This is a genomic window from Agriterribacter sp., from assembly GCF_035497235.1.
Lineage (GTDB): Bacteria > Bacteroidota > Bacteroidia > Chitinophagales > Chitinophagaceae > Agriterribacter.
The window spans coordinates 1-23,493 of the sequence record NZ_DATJEB010000002.1; the positions used below are offsets into that span (position 1 = coordinate 1).

Below are 23,493 nucleotides of genomic sequence, written 5' to 3' on the forward strand. Positions count from 1 at the left end.
ACAACGCGCCACAAGCGCAGGTCGCCCGTCTCCGGGTCCAGCTTGGCACGAATGTCATTCTCGGCGCCGTATCGGGCACGAGCGGAACGCTGGATCGCATCTTCCATGGCCTCGATGACAATCGCCTTGTCGATCATCTTCTCGGTCGCCACCGAATTGGCAATGGCGATCAGCTCAGCCTTATTGGCGGAAATGGCGTTGGCCATGAGGTTTAGTCTTCCTGTTCCTGGGTGACGATATCGTCCGCGCCCTCAGTAGAGAGTGGGTAACCAAAGAATTTAATAATATCCTGCATTTTGCCGATCAGCTCATTTTTAATGACTCATTAAAAGTTAGCATTGCCGGTTTTACAGATAATACAGGCAATGCGGCGTATAATAAACAGCTTTCGTTGTTGCGTGCCCAAAATGTAAAACAATATATGCTTGAGCTGGGCGTAAATGAAACGCAGATTATAGTTTCGGCAAATGGCGTATCTGATCCTGTGGCAAATAATAATACAGCCAAAGGAAGATCGGCAAACCGGAGAGTGGAGATGTTGCTGATACAATTATAAGCAGGTATCCATTCCGTTTATGCGCTTTTATATTGCATGCAAAACCAGCCATTGCAGTTTAGCGACAGGGGATCAAAGGGCAAAACCAAACCATGTAATATGGCCGGCTTGCATGCAACAGGGTACAGATTCTTGGGTTGCATAAAAGCAATGCAGGGCAGGGCGTAAACGGACAGGTGAAATAATAAGGAATTACCGGACGGATAGCATGAATTCTAAAAACGGGATTTATATCCAAACAGACGAGAAGATATCATTGAAAAGTTGCACCGGCAATAAATAAAATGCTCCTGTAAACAAAGTACGCATCAACATATATTTACAGGAGCCGGATACAGTAAGGAAAAACAGTATAGTTAATTAAATAATCAGCATGGCATCGCCATAACTGAAAAAACGATATTTATCTTTTATAGCTTTTTTATATGCTTCCATAGCAAGATCATAGCCTGCAAAAGCACATGCCATAATTAAAAGGCTTGTTTTGGGAAGATGGAAGTTGGTAATCAGCGAATCGGCTATAGAGAAATTATACGGGGGATGAATAAAGGTATTCGTCCATCCTTCAGAAGGCTTCAATAATTTATCGGAGGTAAAAGAAGACTCCAACGCCCGCATAGTAGTAGTTCCAACAGAGCAAATTCTTTTTCCATCCAGCCTCGCCTTATTTACAATACCGCAGGCCTTTTCCTCAATTCTGTAATACTCCGCATCCATTTTATGTTTACTAAGATCTTCTACTTCAATAGGACGGAAAGTACCCAATCCCGTATGCAGCGTTATTTCAGCAAAGCGAATGCCTTTAATTTCGAGTCGTTTAATCAGCTCAATGCTAAAATGTAACCCTGCGGTTGGTGCGGCAACGGCGCCTTCATGTTTGGCATATACTGTTTGATACCGTTCCCTGTCTTCCTCATCGGGCTTACGTTTGATATATTTGGGCAAAGGCGTTTCACCCAGTGTATTGAGCACTTGTTTGAACTCCTCATTGCTGCCGTCAAAAAGAAACCGGATGGTACGTCCGCGTGAAGTGGTATTATCTATTACTTCAGCAACCAATTCTTCCGCTTCACCAAAATAGAGCTTATTTCCAACTCTTATTTTACGGGCAGGGTCAACAATAACATCCCATAATTTATTCTGATGGTTCAGTTCGCGGAGCAGGAATACTTCAATTTTTGCACCTGTTTTTTCCTTACGTCCATACATTCTTGCGGGAAATACTTTGGTATTATTTACTACAAACACATCTTTATCATCAAAATAATCAAGTACATCGCGAAAATGCTTGTTTTCAATTTCACCCGTAGCACGGTGTATGACCATTAAACGGGCGTCTTCTCTTTTTTTGGCGGGATGTTGTGCGATAAGATTAAGCGGGAGGTCAAAACGGAATTGTGATAGTTTCATCTGAGTGTTTATTATTTTTTGCAGTCACATGAAACTTACCCTTATCAACGCGGCGAGGTATCTTTGTTTGTCCTGAACCTGATCTTACGGTACCAGGTTTCATGTAAATAGCTGTATTTAACAGCGGGCAAAGGTAAGGAAATAATAACTTGAATACAAAATCCTCAAAAATGGTAAAAATATAACCGCAGAGGAATCATAACCTGTATACAACACTTTTAACAGGGTACCGGTCAGGGCGGTAGTATACCACAGGGAATAGCCGCTATTAATTTTTTTGTATACGCACTTTGGGGGGCATTATATACTTCTTCCGCGTTACCCGCTTCCTCAATCTTTCCCTTATACATTACCAGTATACGATCGCTGATATAACGAACTACCGAAAGGTCGTGAGAAATAAAGAGCGCGGTAAACCCGAATTCTTCCTTTAAGTCATTAAGCAAATTAAGCACCTGGGCCTGTATGCTTACATCAAGCGCCGAAACAGATTCATCGCAAATAATAAACGAAGGATGCAAAGCCAAAGCCCGCGCAATACCTATACGTTGCCGTTGCCCGCCACTGAACTCATGCGGGTAGCGGTTATAGTGACCGGCGTTCAGGTTTACTTTTTCCAGTATATGAACTATTAAATCCCGCCTGTTTTTAGCATTATCTCCTATTCCGTGTATGTACATGCCTTCCTGTATGGCGCTTCCTACCGAAAGGCGCGGGTTAAGCGCAGAATAAGGATCCTGGAAAATGATCTGGAAATCTTTGCGCATATGCCGCAATTGTGCAGGAGATAAATGCAGTATATTTTGTTCCTTAAAATAAACGTTTCCTGAAGCAGGATTAATTAAACGGAGCAGGCTTCTTCCCAATGTTGTTTTGCCACATCCTGACTCCCCCACCAGCCCTACCGTTTCGCCTTTGTATATATCAAAACTTACGTCATCCACAGCCTTTATATAACGCTGGTCTTTCCCCCGTTTTTTTCTTTCCGAAGGGAACCATACTTTCAGGTTTTCAACTTTCATCAATGGAGGAGCGGTTGCCCCGGCTTGCAGCGCTGTTTCACCGGAGCCGTCTTTAATTTCCGTATTGCCCCTTTCCGCTTTATACAACGCATTACCTGCCGCTCGTTTTATAATGCCGGGTTGTTTTTCTTTGCTCACTTTGCTGCCATCCTCATTTATTTCCATAAAATCACTTACCACAGGCAGCCTTTCTCCTTTGGCATGAAGTGCAGGGCGGCAAGCCAGCAAAGCGCGGGTATAAGGATGACGGGGATGCGTAAATAGTGCACGCGTTGTGTTTTGCTCAACCATTTCGCCCCTGAACATTACGATAATATGATCTGCAATTTCGGCAACCAAACCAAGGTCATGGCTAATGAAAATAACGCCCATATTCTTTTCGGTCTGCAATGCTTTTATGAGCTGAAGAATATTCTGCTGAACGGTTACGTCTAAAGCGGTAGTGGGTTCATCGGCAATGAGCAGCGATGGTTCACAACTCATAGCCATAGCAATCATAACCCTTTGCTTTTGACCGCCGCTTATTTCATGCGGGAAACGGCTGAACATGGCGTAAGGGTCGGGTAACTGAACTTTTTCAAACAACTTCACCGTTTTTTGTTTAGCGCTGGCAGCGCTAACAGCCTGGTGCTGCATGATGGCTTCCATTACCTGGTTACCACAGGTATATAAAGGGTTGAGCGAGGTCATTGGCTCCTGGAAGATCATCGCGATTTCATTACCTCTTACCGTCTGCATTTCTCTTTCAGACAGCCGTAAAAGATCAGTTCCTGTTTCGCCCTGTGCCGAAAACAGGATACTGCCACCGGTATATAATGCAGGCGGCGCCGGCAATAATTGAAGTATGGCAAGCGCGGTAACCGATTTCCCGGAACCCGACTCTCCTACTATGGCAACGGTTTCGCCCCGGTGTACCGCAAACGATACATTGTGCAGGGCCGGCGTTAGTTTTGCCTCCTGCCGGAAGCCAATGCCCAGATTTTGTATGGATAATAGCGGAAGCATACGATGATTAAAATCTCAAATGCCTTACGGTTAAACCATCGTTGATCAGTTGCTTTAAAGAATCAATGCCGATCTTAATATGGGTTGCAACAAATGCTTCCGTTACTATTTTGTCACGCTCTTCCGTTTTAACGCCTTCCGGTATCATAGGCTGATCACTTACCAGTAAAAGCGCTCCCGTAGGAATTTTGTTGTAAAATCCAACCGAAAAAATGGTAGCCGTTTCCATATCAATTGCATATGCCCGTACGCGCTGCAAATAGGCTTTAAATTCTTCATCATGCTCCCATACCCTCCGGTTGGTAGTATACACAGTACCCGTCCAATAGTCAACGCCATAATCCCTGATGGTTGTTGAAATGGCTTTTTGAAGCGCGAAAGCGGGTAAGGCCGGAACCTCTGCGGGAAAGTAGTCGTTGGATGTACCTTCACCGCGTATAGCAGCTATAGGAAGAATCAGGTCGCCCAGTTTATTTCTTTTTTTTAATCCTCCACATTTACCTAAAAACAACACAGCCGCGGGTGCAATGGCTGTAAGCAAATCCATAATGGTTGCCGCGCCGGGACTTCCCATCCCAAAATTTATAATCGTAATACCATCCGCCGTAGCGCAGGGCATTGGGCGGTCTTTACCAATTATTTCAACATCGTTCTGCTCAGCAAAATAACGCACATAGCCGCTAAAGTTGGTTAATAATATATATTTCCCAAAGTTTTCAAGCTTTTCACCGGTATAGCGGGGCAGCCAGTTTTCAACAATATTCTCTTTTGTCTGCATACCTCTTTAATTGGCTAAATTAGCAAATTCATTCTTAAGTATGATTAAAATAGCCTACCCTGAACATCCGTATAAGATTAAAACCGAAAACGGTAAGGAATTCATCTTTGATATGATCCGCAAACAATGGGTAGCACTTACGCCGGAAGAGTGGGTAAGGCAAAATTTCCTGCAATATTTATTACAGGTAAAAAAATACCCGGGTGGCTTAATAGCTGTAGAAAAGGAAATCCGGCTGGGTGAACTCGTTAAGCGTTGCGATATTGTAATTTACGATAAAACTGCCCGCCCATTATTGATGACAGAATGCAAGGCAATGGAAGTAGATATTACCGTTACCGCGGCAGAACAGATTGTACGGTATAACGTTTCTTTACCGGTAAGGTACCTGGTTATTACCAACGGTGCTTATTGTTTCGCATTTGAAAGAACCGGAAAAGATTTCCACCCGCTGATGGAAATACCGGAATGGAAAGAATAGGGCGTAAAACACAGACTATTCTTCCGCAATTTTTAGGCTTTCATAATCCCTTATCTTATTATATAAGGTTTTACGATCTATTTTAAGTATTTCTGCGGCTTTTGTTTTATTATAGTTCACCTGTTTTAATACGTTTAAAATGGTTTCATATTCAGCCTGCGATGCAGCTCCTTTCAGATCGGGTTTTTTTGTTGACAGCGTATGAAAATGAGGCTCTTTTGAAGCTTCGCCAAAAGATACCGGTTGCGTCATTTCATTGGGCAATACAGAAAGGTTGATAAAAGGGGTGCTGGTTAACAGTGCTGCACGGCGGATCACGTTTCTAAACTCGCGCAGGTTACCCGGCCATGCGTATTGTATAAACAATTGTAAAACCTCATCGTCAAACCCTTCAATGTTCTTATCCAGTTCATAGCAGGCTTTTTGCAGAAAGAAATCTGCAAATAACAGGATATCTTCTTTCCGGTCCCTGAGCGCGGGTATATAAATAGAAAATTCATTAAAGCGATGAAAAAGATCTTCCCGGAACTTCCCTTTCCTGTATCCATCCTGCAGGTCTTCATTAGATGCTACAATGATCCTGATATCCAGGTTCATTTCTTTGGTACCTCCTACCCTTTTAAATTTGCGCTCCTGTATTACCCGCAACAGGGCAGCCTGCACATCAATAGGAAGATTGGCTACTTCATCTAAAAAGATAGTGCCGCCATTTGCCATTTCAAAATGTCCTTCCTTGTCGGTTATAGCGCCGGTAAAAGATCCTTTCACATGCCCGAACAACTCACTTCCGGCCAACTCTTTTGATAAAGTACCACAGTCTAATGCAATGAAAGGTTTGCCGGCCCTGTTGCTGTACTGATGAATTGTTTTCCCTATTACTTCCTTCCCGGTTCCGCTTTCTCCATATAGTATAACACTGTAAGGGGTGGGCGCTACAAGCTTAATCTGCTTATACAATTCTTTGGTAGCGGGATCCTTTCCTATCAGGTATTCGTCATTTGCCGGTGCCGGCTTTCCCTTATGCTTAACGCTGCCTGCATCGGAAGAAGATGCGGGCCTCCCGCTGCCGGAAATATACTCCTGCGATTTTTTTATAACATTTAATACTTCATCGGGGATAAGTGGCTTGGCTATATAATCAAATGCGCCCTGCTTAATAATATCAACCGCGGTTTTAATATCGGAATAGCCGGTGATAATAATAACAGTTGTAGCAGGTTTAAAGGTCTTTATTTCTCTTAGTACTTCATGTCCTTCTTTATCGCCCAGTCTGAAATCACACAGCACAATGTCGAAATGACTTTCTTTAAATTTAGATAATCCTGAATTTCCCGTATACGCAGTTTCCGTTTCAAAGCCTTTACGTTGTAAAAATTTGCTCAGCAACACGCACATGTCCATATCGTCATCTATTACTAATATTCTACTCATACCAGATTCATTTAAAGTATATCTAAGTTAGTTGAAAACATTTAAAATCCCATGCGGGCTTTTAAACTGCCTGTTCCCTGCTACCGCTCTCATCTCCTGAATATAAAAGCCACTGCCCGTAACAGTGGCTCAGCCTTGGTTTCTCCATTTCTCCCTGTTCAAAATGCAATGAGCAAATGGCAGATTACCTCGTAAGAGCTACCCCTTTCATTTTACTATTTTTCAGATATGAACTTAAAAACCCTGCCAATGGTTAAATATTGCTATAGCATTCAATAGTAATATTAGCTACCAGGATAAAGCTGTTGAGTTAAATCGGCATATTGGGGAAATTACTACCCAAAGAAAGAATGTTTATTGATTTTTACTTTATATTAACAAATAGCAGTATGCATAAATGCTACAAATAGGGTACTCTATTTTAAAAATTACAGCGGTCATACTATGGCAGGTAACTTGTAATAAAAGCCCGGAAAGAATTTTTGTACTTTTGAAAACATGTTTGCGCCTTTGTATGAAAGCTTTGATTATAGATGACGAACTGGATATATGCTATTTGCTAAGCGGGATATTAAAACAGCAGCATTTCAATACCCGATACGTAACATCCCTGTCTGATGCGGAGGCCGCTTTAAAAAATGATCCGCCTTCAATTATCTTTCTCGACAACCACCTGCCTGATGGATTAGGAATTGATTTCATTCAATTTATCAAATCCAGGTATCCTGTAAGCAAAATCATAATGATCACCGCTCACGATAGTCCGGCCGAACACAGAAGAGCCTGCGCGGAAGGTGTAGATCTTTTTATTCCTAAGCCATTTACAAAGGAAAGGATTCACTCCGCAATTAACCAGGTAACAGCATAGCATTTATTTACTCAGACTGTAGAATTTAATGCACGTTTCCAGGCAAAGAAAGATCAGCCCTATTGCGCCTGTGTTATTCAAATCCTTATTGCACCAACATTCGGGGACATCGCAGATTTTGGCAAACTTTTTTAATAAGAAGAGGTAACTCAATTCATTTAAACTATTCAATATGGGAAATCTATTGTATTTGGTAGCGGTAATTTTAGTTATTGCCTGGGCCATTGGCTTTTTAGGTTATCATGCCTCGGGGTTAATACACATTCTGCTGGTAATTGCTGTTATAGTAGTGCTGTTAAAGGTAATAAGAGGGGCGGCCAATTAATCCGGTTAAACCACCCCATGAGAAGACGAATTTATTATTTCTACCAAAAAAATTAATTATTATGGAAAGCTGGAAATTAAAATTAAAAGGCAACTGGAATGAAGTAAAGGGAAAGATCAAACAAAAATACAGTAACATTACGGATGACGACCTTCTGTATGAAGAAGGAAAAGATGATGAATGGTTAGGGAAGATGCAGCAAAAAATAGGACAAACAAAAGAGGATCTAAAAAAGTGGATAGAAAGTTTATAGTTCAGGGTAAACCCTGCCGCGGTAAATTCGGACCACTGATCCTGGTTTGAATTTACCGCATTGCAAAAGGGGAAACAGGGCTCAAGGGCTGCATTCCGATTAACCGGGCTGGCACCGGCAAAATGCCGGAATACACCCACCCAGTTACCCTTCCACTTTTGCCGCGATTAAGCGAAGTTAAATGAGATAATAAAACGCGTACCTTTTCCAGGCTCGCTTTCTACACTGATATTGCCTTTATGACTTAATATAATATTCTCGGTATTGGTTAGCCCCAACCCTGTTCCTTTTGCTTTTTTGCTGTAATACGGCTCAAATAATTTATTCAGCGTTTCACTATCCATTCCACTTCCGTTATCTTCAATTTCAATCATACATTTATGGTTCTCGCCATAAGTTAATATCGTTAATATCCCTTTACCGGTTTCCATAGCCTCAATGGCGTTGACTATAACATTTAAAAAAGCGATTTTAATTTTCTCTTTGTCAACAGAAATATTACAAATATCCCTGTCGTAGTTTTTAATAACCTTAATATTATTCAGCGTCACCCTGTCTTTCGCCAGTTGTAAGGCTTCATCTAATAAATCATTCACAGAAACCGCTTCCGCTGTAAGTTCTATAAATTTAGTAGAATCGAGCAATTCAGTAATTAGCACATTAATCCGGTGGCTGTTCCTGGTAATCATGTCATAAAAAATATTCCTGTTTTCTTCATCGGGGTCTGTTTCTGTTCTAAGCTGATCTACCGACAGGTTAATATTAGTGAGGGGGTTTCGTACTTCATGCGCTATTGTTCGCGCTATACGGCCTGTTGCGGCAAACTTCTCCATCCTGCGCATTTCAAGCAGTTCTTTATTTGCTTTGTCCAGTTGTTTAACTCTCTCTTCCAGCTCCTGGCGATATGTTTCAGCTCTTCTGTCGGCAAGACGCCTCGCCCGGTTTTCGGTTACATAAGTAACAAAGCCAAAAACAAATAACAACAAAGCCACTATAAGCGAAACAATAACAACAGTATTCAGTAAATGATGGCGGGATTGAAGATCGTAACTCCTCTTATCCAGGATATCCCGTTCAGAGTCCTGCATCATTTTAATAATGATTCCAAGGCTGTCCATATTCGCTTTCCCTTCCTTTTCATACTGCAGTATGCTATCGGTGAGGCGGTAATCATTTTCGGTAAACTGAACAATAGCGCTATTGAGAAAATCGTATTTCCTGTCCATCAGCTTCTTAGCCTGCTGCATCATATCCCGCTGCGTTTTGCTGTTAATGATTTGGGTAAGCAAATCATAAAACAAAGGCCCCGCCTTTACCCTACTCTGATAATATGGAGTTAAAAAGCTTTTATCTTTATTGATTACAAATCCCCTGAAGCCCAATTCCGCATCTTTCATAAGGGAAAGAAAATCTTCCAGGTTATGAATAACCTTATTTGTATGCTCAATAAGTTTAGACTGCTCCAGCACCTGCCTGTTGACATACAGGGTAATAAGATACGAAATGAGTAAGATCAGGAAAGCGGAACCATAGCCTGCCCTGATCCGTTTATCGATCCTGAATTTTTTTATAATCCGTTTCATGTATAATTAAAATAAAAAGCTTGGGGTTCAGTAAAGGTAAAGAGAAGAAAAGAAGTTTACTCAAATGAAAAACGGTATAACAATTGTGTGATAAAAAGTGTGATAAAAGCCAGCACATATAAAACTCCGCCATCCATCATAGAAGGTATATGTCAATTACTGGATGTATTAAAAACAGGCAGGGAGCAATATGAACGTGCCGCGTTTTCTGTGGCAGACCCTCAGTTCCGTTATGCCATAAGTGTTTTAGCGCAGGAGAACAATCAATACGAATGCGAACTTGCCTCGCAATTAAGCATACTTGGCGTAAATGTGGATACAGAACCAACTCAAAGCATCAGAAAAACGGATGTAACAACTGATCAGCTTACCGGGTCAAAGGTTGCTTTACCTGTCCAGCTATTACAGTACTGCAGGGAAAATGAAAAGCAGGTCATAAATGCCTACAGGAAAATATTGAATGAACCCTATTTAATGGATGGGGTAAGAAAGCTTATGCGAACGCAACTTAATGGTATTATGTACGCGTTTCTGCAGTTAAAACTCCTTAGTATTACCGCTTTTTAACCTGGCGCCGGAAAAGGATAGTATTATTAACCATATACATATAAAAAAGAAAAGGGATGAAACAATAAAGCTTCATCCCTTTTAACATCTCACTATCTTTACGCTATGACATTTTTACAGATTCGGTGAATGCCGGGATAAACAAAACTTTCTTTTTAGGTTTAACATCATCCAGTTTTGAAAACTCGGAATTATTGCTAATAAACTCGGGAACGATCAGTTTCATTTTCCCTACCAGTTTGAAATGATCGCCCTGCTTGCATAAATCGGTTAAGCTCTCAATATCATTAAGCACTTCTTTATACGACCTGGACACCACTTTGGCAATTTTTATTTTTTCATGATGGGTAGGCAGGGTTTTTTCCTTTTCATTTAACAACTCTTCATATAATTTCTCTCCCGGCCGCAAGCCTGTATAAACAATATTAATATCCTTATCCGGAACCAGCCCCGACAGTTTGATCATATTTACCGCCAGATCCGAAATTTTAACAGGCTCACCCATGTCAAAAATAAATATTTCTCCTCCATGCCCCATGGTAGCCGCCTCCAGAACCAGTTGTACTGCTTCCGGAATGGTCATAAAGTAGCGGGTTATATCCGGATGCGTAACCGTTATGGGACCGCCATGCTGTATTTGAGCCCGAAACCGGGGAATAACAGAACCGTTAGAGCCTAATACATTCCCAAACCGGGTAGTAATAAACTTGGTTTTAACATTAGCAGCAACCGTTATCGAATCATCGTCATCATCCTGGATAAGCCGGGAAAGGAATTCTGCGGCAGGCGGATTATTAGAAGCGTGATTAAGCGATTGCACATATGTTTCGGCAATCCGCTTGGATGCGCCCATAATGTTTGTTGGATTAACCGCTTTATCTGTAGAAATCATTACAAATTTTTCTACACCAAAACAAACAGACAAATCAGCCATGTTTCTTGTACCCATTACATTGGTAAGAATGGCTTCTTCCGGATGCTTTTCCATCATGGGAACGTGCTTATATGCCGCCGCGTGAAACACAATATGAGGGCGATATTCTTTAAAAGGAAGCAGCATCCTTCTCAAATTCCTTATACTGGCAATAAAAGTTTTTATTTTGGCGGAAGGGTACTTTTCTTCTAATTCCAACTGGATTTCATGAAGCGGAGATTCTGCCTGGTCGCATAATATAACCATTTCGGGATGGTAAGACATAACCTGCCTTACAATTTCAGATCCAATAGATCCGGCTGCACCCGTAATCAGCACTCTTTTACCAAATATTTCTTCAGATACCAACTGGTTATTAATTTGAATGGGTTTACGCGGAAGCAAATCCTCAATTTTAAGATCCTGCATTTGACCAAGGCTAAGCTTACCGCTTACCCATTGCTCGGATGGAGGTACCGTTTGAACTTTGATGCCTAAATTCAGGCAACAGTCTATAATGGCCCTGAATTCCGGGTTACCCGATTGCGCATTGGGAAGAATGAGTTTGTCTATCGTAAGTTTTTTATGCAGCTCCGGTAACTCCCGCGTGTGGTATACTCTTTTTTGCTCTATGGTACTGTTTATTTTTTTACCGCCGGACTGGATAAAGCCACTTACCACAAATTTATGATTACCTGCCGCTTCAATTGCCTGTTTAATAAGGATGGCATGATTATCTGACCCATAGATTAAAACCTTTTTCACACCACTCATTGCGTAACCTTTTGCCAGGATGTACACTTCTTTTATAGATGTGCGGAACAGGATCAGCAAGGACGAGCTAATGAAGAAGTTGAGTACCAGCAAGGTGGGCATATCCAGGGAAGGAATATGATATAATCTTCCGGCAATTCCTTCTGAAATAAAGGGATAAAGCAGGCTAACGACCAGGATAGCGGAAAATATCCTGAACATATCCTTTGTATTGGAATAGCGGATAAGTCCCGTATAAATTCGCATAAAGTAAAATACAGCAAGAGATAATAAGCTGAACAGCCCCGCGTGTATAAAAAAATGACCGCGAACTAAAACGGGAAAACGGAACTGTTTTAAAATAAAATAAGAGAGTGCAAAAGATGCAGTTACAATCGCTGTATCGGCCATTAAAATGATCCAACGTGGAACAGCGAAAGGCTTGTCGTAAAAAATTTTCATACTTCAGTACAGTATTAGACTTCGGATAACAAAATAATTACCAGGTTTTTGAATACAATACTGGAATTAAGGATTTGTGAACAAACGAAATTAACTCACCTGAAATGGTATAACAGGTAAATGGTTTTTGGTAAAACATTAATGATACTGGAAAATTGATTTCATCTAACTCAGAACAAATTTTCCGAGAATAGGAAATTGGGGGTTGTTTGCTAGTAGAGCGTAAAAGGAAACGATTCGTTGCAAAGATGCAAAAAAAAACGAACATACGCTAACTTTCTACCCTTTTTATCTTTAATCAATTATACAATTAAAGGTGTTTATTTCAATAAGATAATACAAACCATTAACTATAATGACAAAATAAATACTTTATTTTATTATACGATATTGCCCTGTCAATTAAGTTAATATGCGTTACAGGTGTAATATCAGGGATACTGCGCTATTGTTACCTCCCGGTTATGTATAAAAAATTAATTTTTATACTTTTTTTGCCAGTCCAGCATACCTCCCGCAAGGTTCCAGGTATTTGTGAAACCCAGTGAATCCAAAATCAGGCAGGCCTGCCCGCTCCGGTTACCGCTCCGGCAATAGCATATTACTTCTTTTTCTTTCAGCGCCTCAATTGCGTCAATGTCCATATTCCGGATATGCCCAACAGGCAAAAGTATACCGCCAATATTGAATTCCGCGTTTTCCTGAGGTTCCCGAACATCTATTAAGTGAAGCTCCTCACCCGCATCTATTTTTGCTTTTAATTGTTCCGCAGTTATTACTTGCATTTCCTCCCATTGTTAAGTTAAGCGTAAATTAATATTCGTTTAAAGCTGCCCCCGGGTTGGGTGTAACTACCTTAGTGCTGTCAATTTTTTTAACCGGCTTGTTCGCCGATATCCAAATATCTATCATTTGTCCCCGGCGTATCTGGTTCAGGCTGCCATTTTCATTATAACGTTCAGGCTGCTGTCTGAATACGAAAGAAGAGCCGGTGTCCTGTATTGATCCATCCGGTATAACGCTTCCGGGTATAATTCCGTTTGCTTCTAATAAAGTGACGGCTTCATCATAATTCATTCCAAAAAGGTCGGGCACCGGCATTTCAGCACTGCCAATGCCTGCTCCCAGAACTAATGCTACCGTAGATCCCATTGTGATTTTGATACCCGGTTTTATTGTTTTATTATTTACCGATTGCTCCAGAACCGCGTTTTTTGCTATATCCGGCTTATACGATGTATCTCCTAATTTCAAGCCTCTTGCTTTTAATTCAAGCTCCGCATTTCTAAAGCTCATTCCTACCAGGTTGGGCATTTCTATTACCGGGGGTACCGCCCGGTTTACCGTTAAATACACGATCCGGTTTACTTTTACAGAAGCATCCGGTTCGGGAAACTGTTTTACTACGGCAAGCGGCGCAAGTGTGTCATAATAAACAGAATCCTGCACCCATACGTCAAACCCCTGCTTATTCAATAAAGCGGTAGCTTCTTTAATATTTTTATTGCCTACATCCGGAACTTTAAGATAAGTGCCATGATGGGTAAAGTATTGCAGCAACTGAAAGAACAGAAAAATAAGCAGAAAAAGAATTACTACGGCAGCCAGTATATTGGCCCAAAACGGGCGTTGAGTTATTATTTTAAACATATTTTCCGATAAAATCTTAAAATTGGAATCCTTTGTTCCGGTATGATATGAATACCATCCTTTATTTTCCGGCCAGCAAAGCTTCATCAATTAATGCCGAATAGAATGCTTTCAGGGTCCAGTTAAACGCCTTTACCTGTTGCGGAACTATACTGGCTTCGCTTTGGCCGGGAACCGTATTAATTTCAAGTAAATACGGAAATTCATCTTCCCCGTTATAAATAAAATCCATCCTTACAATACCCCGGCAATTGAATAACCCGTATACCTTCCTGGCATTTTGCCTTATTTTTTCCGCAACTGTTTCCGCAACCTCAGCAGGCGTAATTTCTGTTGCCATACCTGCGGTATATTTCGCTTCATAATCAAAAAAATCTTTCTTGCTGATCACTTCTGTAATAGGCAGCGTAATGATCTCTCCCCTGGTTTTAAATACACCTATTGTAAACTCTCTTCCTTTAATGAATTCTTCTACCAATACCTGGTCATCTTCTTTAAACGCTTTTTCTAAGGCCGCCGGCAGTTCCTCCGCCATATGCACCTTGCTCATGCCAATACTGGAGCCACCGTTATTAGGCTTTACAAATACAGGCAATTTTAATTGTTTCAATATAGCTTCCGGCAATAAAGCATTGTTTTTGAAAAGATGTACCGACTGCGCTACCTTAATACCGGCAAAAGCGGCTACGGCCACAGTATATCTTTTATTAAAAGTAAGCGCCGAAGTAGCGGCATCGCAGGAGGTATAGGGCAGGTTCAGCAAATCAAAATATCCCTGCAGCTTTCCATCTTCTCCCGGCGTACCATGTATACCAATTAAAACAGCATCGAATTTTGTAACTGTTCCGTTGTTATTTACGGAAAAGTCATTTTTATCTACCGGTATGCTATTATTACCTACCCTGTAAAACCAGCCGGTGGGAGTAATATCTATGGTATACACATTGTATTTATCCTTATCAATATGATGCTCAATAGTTATTGCGCTTTTATAGGAGATAACCGATTCGCCTGAATAACCGCCGGTAACAAAAGCAATATTGGGTTTCATGTATTATAGCCAGTTTGCATGCAAAGAAAACGATTTTTGATATCAATTATGATAATTGAAAAGCTAAATTTCCTAATCGCTTAATTTCCCTGTATCTGCAAATCATCCTTCATTTCCTCCCCTGTTCCTTCATTACCGGAATCTAATACAAATTTCCATTTGCCGTTTGCCTGTTTCTTCCAGATGGTAACATAAGTACCCCGGCGCGTTGAACTTCCTGCGGTTAGGCTGTAAACGCCATAGGTATAACCCATATCTGCAGCGGCCGACATATCGGCACCCAGGGACTGCCAGGTAAGTATAACCGAAGAATCATTCAAGGAAGTTATTAATTCTACAGCATCCGCTCCTGTTACCGGCATGCGGCTGGGTTTTAACAATATACCATCTGCTTCCATGTATTCCAATGTGGCTTTCTTTATTCCCACTTCTTTTGAGCGGTTAGAGAAGTCGGCATCGGTTTGCTGCATTTCATTTAATGCATTCATCCGCTCTGTATTTTCCCGGAAATGAAGATTGCAGGAAATACTCATCATGAAAAAAAATACAATCACAAAAAAAAACAGCGCTTTTTTCATAGCATGCTATTAAAAAAAGGGTGAAGGATCATTTTTCATGTCTTCACCCTGAAACGGGAAATATCACCCGCCTGTATTATGATGCGTGCATCATTCATTAAGCATATAAATAGCCCGTAATGTGCTGCAAGTGCCGGTAAAAGGGTTACAAATGCAGCTTGTCTTTCTTCGCCAGCAATTCCTCTATAGTTTCCTGGTACATTTCATCGGGTACGCAGCAATCAACCGGGCATACCGAAGCGCATTGGGGTTCTTCGTGAAATCCCTGGCATTCGGTGCATTTATCCGGCACAATATAATAAACATCTACACTTACCGGGGGATTACGCTGATCCACATCCATAATGCTGCCGTCCATTAACGTAAAGGCTCCCTTTACCGTAGTGCCATCAGCAATTGCCCACTCTACCCCGCCTTCATAAATGGCATTGTTCGGACATTCCGGTTCACAGGCTCCGCAATTAATACATTCGTCTGTTATTTTAATCGCCATACTAATTTACAATTTTTCGGATAATTTTTAGCAATAGATTTGCACATCAAAGATAATCACACTGAACTGAATATCCATGTTGAATTTACAACAACGAATTAATATACTCCAGCTTCTTCAAAAATACATCATCAGCGAAGATTTTTCCTGGCTGCATACCAAAGCGCGGGCGGCTGAAAACAATCCCTGGTTTATTCCGGAATTTGTTAACAACGCTGTTCAAAACATTGCTACCGGGTTTCTTGAACCATTAGCGCTGAACACATGGATTGCCGCATATAACATTCCTGAGCAAACTCCCCATCCTGCCAATATAGGCATTACAATGGCCGGTAATATTCCCCTGGCAGGCTTTCATGATTTTTTATGCTGTTTTATATGGGGGCATAAACAAACCATTAAGCTATCGGCTAAAGACAATGTGCTTTTAAAACACATGGCTGAAAAGATGATCTCCTGGAATGCCCATATAGCCGACTATATTATTTTCGCGGATATGCTTAAGGGATGTGATGCTTATATAGCTACCGGATCCAATAATACCGCCAGGTATTTTGAATATTATTTCAGGAAATATCCGCATATCATCAGGAAAAACCGCACCGCTGTAGCCATACTGAAAGGTGATGAGCATAAAAATGACCTTGAAAAGCTGGCAGACGATGTTTACCTGTATTTTGGTTTAGGATGCAGAAACGTTACTAAAATATTTGTTCCGGCCGGCTATGATTTTTTACCGCTTTTAGCGGCATTTAATAAGTATGACAGGCTGATCGAAAATCATAAATACAAACATAATTATGATTTTAACCTGACAGTACAAATAATGAATCAGCAATTTTATATGACTAACGGATCTGTCATCTTATCTGAAAATGCGTCTGTTTTTTCACCGATAAGCCAGTTGCACTATGAATTTTACACCAACCCTGAAGATATATACAAAGGCCTGAATCCCGAAGAAATTCAATGTATTGCCGGATCGGGAAAAATACCTTTTGGCACAGCGCAATACCCCGGCTTAAGCGATTATGCAGACGGTATTGATACCATGCTGTTTTTAAAACAGCTTACCGGGAAATATTGATAAAGCGATCTATATTGCTTTTGCAAACGTCTAACATTCCTTAACATTTTTATTACGTATTCCTTCGTAATTTCACTTTCATTCTTTGAAATACGAAATATTGTCTAACCATTTGTTAAGCCTGCCGCGACGAATTGTCATTTACCGGTAGTTTATTTATTTTGTATTGCTAAAGGCACAGCATTTGATGGATAAGAGAAAGCGTATTTTGGGAATTAATCACGCATAAAATTCAAATACAGATGAAACTTAAACAAATTGTATTTACCGTGTTAATAAGCGCAGCTACCGCTATAGGGGTAATGTATGCTTACAACAGTTTTGTTCCAAAGCCGGTGGCTATCCAGGATGGTGTAAAAATACCCGCTAACTATGCCGGCTTATTCAATGGTAATAATATACCGGGGCCTGTAGACTTTGAGCAACCTTCCAAAATTGCGGTACCCGCAGTAGTGCATATTACCACGGTAATTGGAAAAGCAGAAGCCAGCAACAACCTGCCACGTAAAAGTAACCCTTTCCGCGGGCTTGTGCCTGATGACTTTTTTGACGATTTTTTTGGTAACGGTCCTAATATGCGCAGCATTCCGCAGCGGGCTTCCGGATCGGGCGTTATTGTAAGCCAGGACGGCTACATTATTACCAACAACCACGTAATTGACGGTGCCAGTGAAATTAAAGTAGGGCTGAACAATAAAACCAGTTATACGGCAAAAGTAATAGGCGCTGACGCAAGCAGTGACCTTGCGGTGTTAAAGATTGACGCGAAGAACCTGCCTTTTTTGTTATACGGTAATTCGGATAATGTTCAGATAGGACAATGGGTACTGGCTATTGGTTATCCGCTGAACCTGGAAACTACCGTAACGGCAGGTATCATAAGCGCTAAAGGAAGAACCCTGGGTTTAAACGCCCGCCGGAGTCAAACGCCTATAGAATCTTTTTTACAAACAGATGCTGCCGTTAACCAGGGAAACAGTGGTGGTGCGCTGGTTAATACCAATGGCGAACTGGTGGGCATTAATTCGGCTATCGCCTCTCCTACCGGTTCTTACGCCGGCTACTCTTATGCCATACCCGTTAATATTGTTAAGAAAATAGTAAACGACCTTATTCAGTTCGGTACTGTGCAGCGGGCTTATTTGGGAATAAGCTATTTGCCGGATGAAGCGCCTGATTCCGAAAAAGAAAAGGTAGGCTATAAATCAGGACAAGGCGTATACGTAAGAGATGCCGCTAAAGACGGAGCTGCAGCGGCAGCCGGAATTAAACCGGGCGACTATATCAGTAAGCTTAACGGAGTTCCCATAACATCGGGAAATGATATGGTAGAAAAAATTGCAAGGCTGAAACCCGGTGACAAAGTTTCCATTACCTATTTAAGGGGCGGAAAGGAATCTACCGCTACACTTACCCTGAAAAACAAAACCGGCACTTACGACATTGTAAGAACTTCGGTATTGGACGATTTTGGAGTTGATTTTGCAACCCTGGATAAGAAAAAAGCTACTGAATACGGACAAACCGGTGGCGTGGTAGTAAAGAAGATAAACCCGGGCGGTTTAATAGACGCGCAAACAAGAATGCGTGACGGCTTTATTATTTTGCGGGTAAATGATAAGCCTGTAGCTACCATTGACGAATTGTCGGATGCCGTTCAGAAAGCAGGAGATAATATAAAACTTGACGGTTTCTATCCCGGTTTTGAAGGATTGTATACCTATAATATTGGTAAAGAACCTCAATAATATATAAGTATAGGCGTACCAGCCAAACTGTCCCGGAATAGTATTTCCGGGACAGTTTTTTGTTGTGCCATACCCATCATCTCCCCGGTTCAATATGGCGGTTTTGGTATACTGCTTCATGGTGCAACCCGCGTACCCTAAGTGTAACCCATTACGCGAAAGAGTTGTTACTATAATACAGCTCCACAGCCAAACGAAAGCTCAGAAAAAAAATATACTTTCGTACCTATCCTTTGAACAATGAAGAAACCAGATTTGCTGAACAGCAGAAAAAGAAGCTATTTTTTACAGCAATTATCTCTGCGGCAGCGTATCCCTTTATTGATCTGCCTTTTATTATGCAGCGTGATAGCCATCTTCAGCCTCATTTCCTATATAAGCTTTAGAAACCTTGAAATGAAAGCGGGTAAAATACGGCTCATCAGCCTCGCTTCACAGGCCAGCACTATGATAGAAGAATCGCTGAAAGAAATCATCAGGGATACAAAGGAAGCCCTCCCCGAGAAAACAGTGCAGCAGTATTTACAGAATGGCACAGCAGGTTCAAAGAACGCCATACTGACGCTGTTAGAGTACATAGGGAGTGATGGCACATCGGTTTATGCTGAACTGCGTGACAGCAGCTTTCACATTTTGCTGTCGGCCGGAAAGGGTCCGGGCTACAGACCTGGTAACTTAACCCTGTTAGCAGACACTTCTTTAAACAAATCCGAAAGCAGAACGGGTAATATTTACCAGATCAATGATTCTATTTATTATTCCGTTATCATTCCTATTACAGATAATAAAAAGGTGATTGGATATATTACGCGGTATCGCCTCGTGAAGATTACTTCTAAATTAATAGAGCAGTTCTCAAAACTTGCCGGCAGAGGTGCGGCACTTTATATAGGCAATAGAGACGGAAGCCTGTGGACCGACCTGGTACACCCGGTACCCTACCAACTTCCGGTAAGCCAGTTCAGCAAAGGAAAAACCTTTGAGTATACACAAAACGATAACAGCAAATTTATTAGTGCGGCGCAATATATACGGGGTACGCCCTGGGTGGCTGTACTGGAATTTCCGCACCAGGCTTTTTCGCAATCTTCAAAGCAATTTTTTAACTGGCTTATTATTGCCGGACTCATCCTTATTGGGGGTGGTATTGCTGCGGCATGGCTGATGAGCCGCCACCTTACCCGGCCGCTTAATACCCTAACTGCTGCCGCCGAAGCTATTGCCGATGGTAATTACATATCGAATGTAGTGGTTCGCGGCGATGATGAAGTGGGTAAATTAGAACGTTCATTTAATGTAATGTCTATTAAGCTGAAAGCCGCGCAATATGTGATGGAACAACAAATTATTGAGGCAAAACAGATGAATGAACAGTTACGTAATTTTTCGGCGCACATGGAAAATATCCGCGAAGAAGAGCGGTTGCATATTGCACGGGAAATGCATGACGAACTGGGTCAGTTGCTAACGGGTTTTAAAATGGACGTATATCTTCTAAAAAGAAAGTTAGCTGGTTATGAAGACGCGGGCATAGCAGAAAAAATTCATTCCTTAGAAAACGCGGCGGGCGAGGCGATACAGTTTGTGCGAAGGCTGTCGTCTGAATTGCGCCTGGGACCGTTAGAAGACCTGGGGTTAGTTGCCGCCCTGGAGTGGTATTGCGGGGAGTTTACAAAACGATACCATATTCCTGTTACCTTTACAAACGCCGCTACCGGTGTGCAGGCTTCAGCGCTGGTGAAAACAGGATTATTTCGTATTTACCAGGAATCGCTGACTAATATAGCCCGTCATGCCAATGCCACGCATGTAACAGTTAGCTTCAATATCATTAATGATCATCTGTCTCTTATTATAAAGGATAACGGCAAGGGGTTTAACGCCAGGACTTCTGAAAAAAGGAAAACGCTTGGTTTGCTGGGGATGAATGAAAGAGCGATGATGATTGGAGGCACACTGAAAATTACATCGGTTAAAGGCAACGGTACGGTTGTTGAAATAACCGTTCCGGTTACTAAATAAACAGGGCATATATGAACTCCTGTAAGGTTCCGGCGCTTATTTTTTATTTCAGGCACCAGGTTTGTAACTGATACATTAAAATAATTTTTATGAAACTTATTATCTTCTCTTTTTTTCTGGCTATAGCCCTGCCATCTGTTGCGCAGCGTGAAAATGATCATCATAGTTACAGCAAGGAAAAAATGGCGCGCTACCTTCCTTCGTTTACCCGTAGTCTTGGCGGCAGTTTCCAGCAGTTTAAGGGATTGAATGCCCGTGTGGCAAATTCACCCCAATATGAAAATTTAAAAGATTACGCGGCTACACTTGGGCTAGGCTGGATGAAAGAAAAGGACCGGCTGATTTCGGACATGGGTATTACATTAGGCAGCAGTATGAGCGGCCACAGGAATGAAAAAAGCAGCACCATACGCTATATTGGCTTTAACGCGAACGCCGGCTATGATGTATTGAAAAATGAAAAGATAACCTTGTACCCTCTGGCGGGTATTGGATTTCAGGCATACCAGGCTATTTTTCACAAAGATATTTCGGGGGTAAATTTTGATGATGTTTTGTTATCGCCTGCTGTTCAAAACAGCATTAATCCGGTAAAATTTAATAATCATTTCTGGGTGTACCGTGCGGGGGCGGGCGTATCTTTTACCTCACCCAAATATCCATCCAGCTCCATAGGCCTGCAGGCCGGCTATACAGGAAGCTTTCAGAAAAAAGCATGGCGAAGCAAGGAAAACCAATCACTGCGTAACGCGCCGAAAGACAGGGTTTCGCAGTTCTATGTCAGCCTTATCCTGACGAGTAAACCCTGGATGATGATGAAATGAATGGCAGTTTGCTGTGCAGCGAGCCGGACCCTGAAGTGTGCAACGCAAGATAAGCCAGGTTAGCCGCACTATGGCCGGGAACAAAATATTTTTTGTACAATAATTTGAAGGAATGCGGGTTAATTTATAACTTGTTGGGATAAGTGTTCAACCTTCTCTCACCCCGCCCTGGGACTGAGGAGGCGTATGCATTAACGGCAGGTTATGGAAAACATCAGGCTAACACCACTCACGCATCGCGGCAAAGCATGCATAGCCCTGCATTTTGCATTTCACAATACGCTTAATACAATTTTAAAGGCATTGCCCTGCGCTGTATGGAGCAAAACCCATAAATGCTGGTATATTCCTTTGCAGGAGGCAGACTATAAAGCATTTCAGCAAGCTGTAAACGGCAGGGCCACCATAGATACGAGTGCTATACGGGAATACCTGGAGGAAAGAAAGAAGGAACCCCGGCCGGCGGAAGTAGTGTTAGCTGTTAGCAGCGCCCCGCCCAATGCGGCGATAGGGAGGCTGAGTGAAGAGAACCTGGGAGCATTAGATAAGTTTGTGCAACATTTAAAGCTGAAGGCTTACAGTGCATCCACCATTCGTACGTATCGTAATGAATTTGTGCAGCTATTGCAATTGCTGAAAGACAAGCCTGTTGGTGAATTAACGCCTGATGACCTGAAAAGATATATGGTGTTTGCTATGGAAAAGCAGGGCATTAGTGAAAATACGGCGCATAGCCGGCTAAACGCTTTAAAATTCTATTTTGAACAGGTATTAAGTAAAGATAAATTTTTTTGGGAGATACCGCGGCCAAAGAAGCCATTATTACTTCCCAGGTTATTGAATGAAACGGAATTAACCAGATTGTTTAATGCCTTATCTAACAAAAAGCACAAGGCCATGCTGTTTACGGCATACAGTTCGGGGTTAAGGGTAAGCGAAATAGTGAACCTTAAAATTTCGGATATTGACAGCGGGCGAATGCAAATTTTAGTGCGGCATGCAAAGGGAAAAAAAGACCGGTATGTAAATTTAAGTCCCCTGCTTTTAGATATTTTAAGGCAATATATTACGACATATAAACCCGGTCCAAGGGTATATCTATTTGAGTCGGAACAAACCTTAACGGCTTATCCGACCCGAACGGTACAGCAGATATTTTCAAACGCCAAGCACAATGCGGGCATAAGAAAGGAGGTAGGGATACACAGTTTGCGGCATAGTTTTGCCACCCACCTGTTAGATAAAGGAACTGATATCAGGTATATTAAAGATTTATTGGGTCATTTTAATATAAAGACTACTGAACGGTATTTGCATGTAAGTAAAAAGCAGTTGGTAAATATTATTAGTCCGTTTGATGATTTATGGAGAAAAAATGAGGTTGAGTGGTAGAATGGATTGTACTAATAACAATACAGCATGTATAATGCTAAACAATTAATTTGCAATACATTTTTTTTGAGACGACAACGTCTTATAGCATAAATTTACGCGTTGCCTATAATGCCTTCAGACAGCTTTCAATTCAAAACGGTAAGATAGATTATTACATCAATTGGTAAGACTTAGCAAAACTGCAGACAGTATCACAGACGACGACGCGAAAGTATTTTTACAATTTAAGTTTTGTTGA

General features: G+C 41.5%; 23 protein-coding genes. 11 read left to right on the forward strand and 12 right to left on the reverse strand.

All coding sequences use genetic code 11. From position 1 onward, the window contains the following. The coding region (locus VL121_RS00065; protein WP_325400932.1) for a NusA N-terminal domain-containing protein at positions 1-206 on the reverse strand (206 nt) is incomplete at its 3' end. Positions 207-289: 83 nt separating this feature from the next. Between VL121_RS00065 and VL121_RS00070 the strand changes: the two genes are divergently transcribed. Next, a complete protein-coding gene (locus tag VL121_RS00070; RefSeq protein WP_325400954.1) occupies positions 290-556 on the forward strand; it encodes an OmpA family protein in 267 nt (88 codons plus the stop codon). A gap of 360 nt (positions 557-916) precedes the next feature. On the opposite strand, the gene queA is transcribed toward VL121_RS00070, so the two are convergent. The 3 genes from queA to VL121_RS00085 all read right to left on the reverse strand — a co-directional run bounded on the left by queA (position 917) and on the right by VL121_RS00085 (position 4,771). Then, on the reverse strand, positions 917-1,966 hold the full coding sequence (gene queA / locus VL121_RS00075) for a tRNA preQ1(34) S-adenosylmethionine ribosyltransferase-isomerase QueA (protein WP_325400933.1): 1,050 nt from the start codon (positions 1,964-1,966) through the stop codon (positions 917-919). Between the two features lie 233 nt (positions 1,967-2,199). Continuing rightward, on the reverse strand, positions 2,200-3,993 hold the full coding sequence (locus VL121_RS00080) for an ABC transporter ATP-binding protein (RefSeq protein WP_325400934.1): 1,794 nt from the start codon (positions 3,991-3,993) through the stop codon (positions 2,200-2,202). A gap of 7 nt (positions 3,994-4,000) precedes the next feature. Continuing rightward, positions 4,001-4,771, reverse strand: coding sequence for an AMP nucleosidase (locus VL121_RS00085; protein WP_325400935.1), 771 nt, complete (start codon positions 4,769-4,771; stop codon positions 4,001-4,003). Positions 4,772-4,811: 40 nt separating this feature from the next. Between VL121_RS00085 and VL121_RS00090 the strand changes: the two genes are divergently transcribed. Then, positions 4,812-5,252, forward strand: a complete 441-nt coding sequence (locus tag VL121_RS00090) for a type I restriction enzyme HsdR N-terminal domain-containing protein (RefSeq protein ID WP_325400936.1) — start codon at positions 4,812-4,814, stop codon at positions 5,250-5,252. Between the two features lie 15 nt (positions 5,253-5,267). Here VL121_RS00090 and VL121_RS00095 read toward each other — a convergent pair whose 3' ends face one another. After that, a complete protein-coding gene (locus VL121_RS00095; RefSeq protein WP_325400937.1) occupies positions 5,268-6,683 on the reverse strand; it encodes a sigma-54-dependent transcriptional regulator in 1,416 nt (471 codons plus the stop codon). 514 nt (positions 6,684-7,197) lie between these two features. Between VL121_RS00095 and VL121_RS00100 the strand changes: the two genes are divergently transcribed. The 3 genes from VL121_RS00100 (at position 7,198) to VL121_RS00110 (ending at position 8,129) form a co-directional block, all read left to right on the forward strand. Further along, complete coding sequence (locus VL121_RS00100; RefSeq protein WP_325400938.1) at positions 7,198-7,551, forward strand: response regulator; 354 nt, start codon at positions 7,198-7,200, stop codon at positions 7,549-7,551. Between the two features lie 172 nt (positions 7,552-7,723). Further along, positions 7,724-7,876 (forward strand): lmo0937 family membrane protein, encoded by a 153-nt coding sequence (locus tag VL121_RS00105; protein WP_325400939.1) that lies wholly within the window; start codon positions 7,724-7,726, stop codon positions 7,874-7,876. Between the two features lie 61 nt (positions 7,877-7,937). Beyond that, positions 7,938-8,129 (forward strand): CsbD family protein, encoded by a 192-nt coding sequence (locus VL121_RS00110; protein WP_325400940.1) that lies wholly within the window; start codon positions 7,938-7,940, stop codon positions 8,127-8,129. A gap of 167 nt (positions 8,130-8,296) precedes the next feature. On the opposite strand, the gene VL121_RS00115 is transcribed toward VL121_RS00110, so the two are convergent. Then, on the reverse strand, positions 8,297-9,712 hold the full coding sequence (locus tag VL121_RS00115; RefSeq protein WP_325400941.1) for an ATP-binding protein: 1,416 nt from the start codon (positions 9,710-9,712) through the stop codon (positions 8,297-8,299). Between the two features lie 87 nt (positions 9,713-9,799). Here VL121_RS00115 and VL121_RS00120 point away from each other — a divergent pair, with 87 nt between their 5' ends. Next, positions 9,800-10,279 carry a ferritin family protein gene (locus tag VL121_RS00120; RefSeq protein WP_325400942.1) on the forward strand — a complete coding sequence of 160 codons (480 nt, stop codon included), beginning with the start codon at positions 9,800-9,802 and terminating at the stop codon, positions 10,277-10,279. Positions 10,280-10,382: 103 nt separating this feature from the next. Here the strand turns inward: VL121_RS00120 and VL121_RS00125 are convergent, their stop codons facing one another. The 6 genes from VL121_RS00125 to VL121_RS00150 form a co-directional block, all read right to left on the reverse strand. Then, on the reverse strand, positions 10,383-12,407 hold the full coding sequence (locus VL121_RS00125) for a polysaccharide biosynthesis protein (RefSeq protein WP_325400943.1): 2,025 nt from the start codon (positions 12,405-12,407) through the stop codon (positions 10,383-10,385). Between the two features lie 476 nt (positions 12,408-12,883). Continuing rightward, positions 12,884-13,192 (reverse strand): rhodanese-like domain-containing protein, encoded by a 309-nt coding sequence (locus VL121_RS00130; RefSeq protein ID WP_325400944.1) that lies wholly within the window; start codon positions 13,190-13,192, stop codon positions 12,884-12,886. 28 nt (positions 13,193-13,220) lie between these two features. After that, positions 13,221-14,057, reverse strand: coding sequence for a PASTA domain-containing protein (locus tag VL121_RS00135; protein ID WP_325400945.1), 837 nt, complete (start codon positions 14,055-14,057; stop codon positions 13,221-13,223). A 61-nt stretch (positions 14,058-14,118) separates the two neighbouring features. Then, complete coding sequence (locus VL121_RS00140; protein WP_325400946.1) at positions 14,119-15,108, reverse strand: D-alanine--D-alanine ligase; 990 nt, start codon at positions 15,106-15,108, stop codon at positions 14,119-14,121. A gap of 80 nt (positions 15,109-15,188) precedes the next feature. Beyond that, complete coding sequence (locus VL121_RS00145; RefSeq protein WP_325400947.1) at positions 15,189-15,686, reverse strand: YybH family protein; 498 nt, start codon at positions 15,684-15,686, stop codon at positions 15,189-15,191. Positions 15,687-15,831: 145 nt separating this feature from the next. After that, positions 15,832-16,179 (reverse strand): 4Fe-4S dicluster domain-containing protein, encoded by a 348-nt coding sequence (locus tag VL121_RS00150; protein ID WP_325400948.1) that lies wholly within the window; start codon positions 16,177-16,179, stop codon positions 15,832-15,834. Between the two features lie 76 nt (positions 16,180-16,255). On the opposite strand from VL121_RS00150, the gene VL121_RS00155 reads away from it, so the two are divergent. The 5 genes from VL121_RS00155 to VL121_RS00175 all read left to right on the forward strand — a co-directional run bounded on the left by VL121_RS00155 (position 16,256) and on the right by VL121_RS00175 (position 23,252). Continuing rightward, positions 16,256-17,266 carry an acyl-CoA reductase gene (locus VL121_RS00155; protein WP_325400949.1) on the forward strand — a complete coding sequence of 337 codons (1,011 nt, stop codon included), beginning with the start codon at positions 16,256-16,258 and terminating at the stop codon, positions 17,264-17,266. Between the two features lie 242 nt (positions 17,267-17,508). Then, on the forward strand, positions 17,509-19,014 hold the full coding sequence (locus tag VL121_RS00160) for a trypsin-like peptidase domain-containing protein (RefSeq protein ID WP_325400950.1): 1,506 nt from the start codon (positions 17,509-17,511) through the stop codon (positions 19,012-19,014). Positions 19,015-19,254: 240 nt separating this feature from the next. Further along, on the forward strand, positions 19,255-21,036 hold the full coding sequence (locus tag VL121_RS00165; protein WP_325400951.1) for a HAMP domain-containing sensor histidine kinase: 1,782 nt from the start codon (positions 19,255-19,257) through the stop codon (positions 21,034-21,036). An 89-nt stretch (positions 21,037-21,125) separates the two neighbouring features. Next, positions 21,126-21,860, forward strand: a complete 735-nt coding sequence (locus tag VL121_RS00170) for a hypothetical protein (RefSeq protein ID WP_325400952.1) — start codon at positions 21,126-21,128, stop codon at positions 21,858-21,860. A gap of 204 nt (positions 21,861-22,064) precedes the next feature. Then, positions 22,065-23,252, forward strand: a complete 1,188-nt coding sequence (locus tag VL121_RS00175) for a tyrosine-type recombinase/integrase (RefSeq protein WP_325400953.1) — start codon at positions 22,065-22,067, stop codon at positions 23,250-23,252. Positions 23,253-23,493 lie beyond the last annotated feature (241 nt).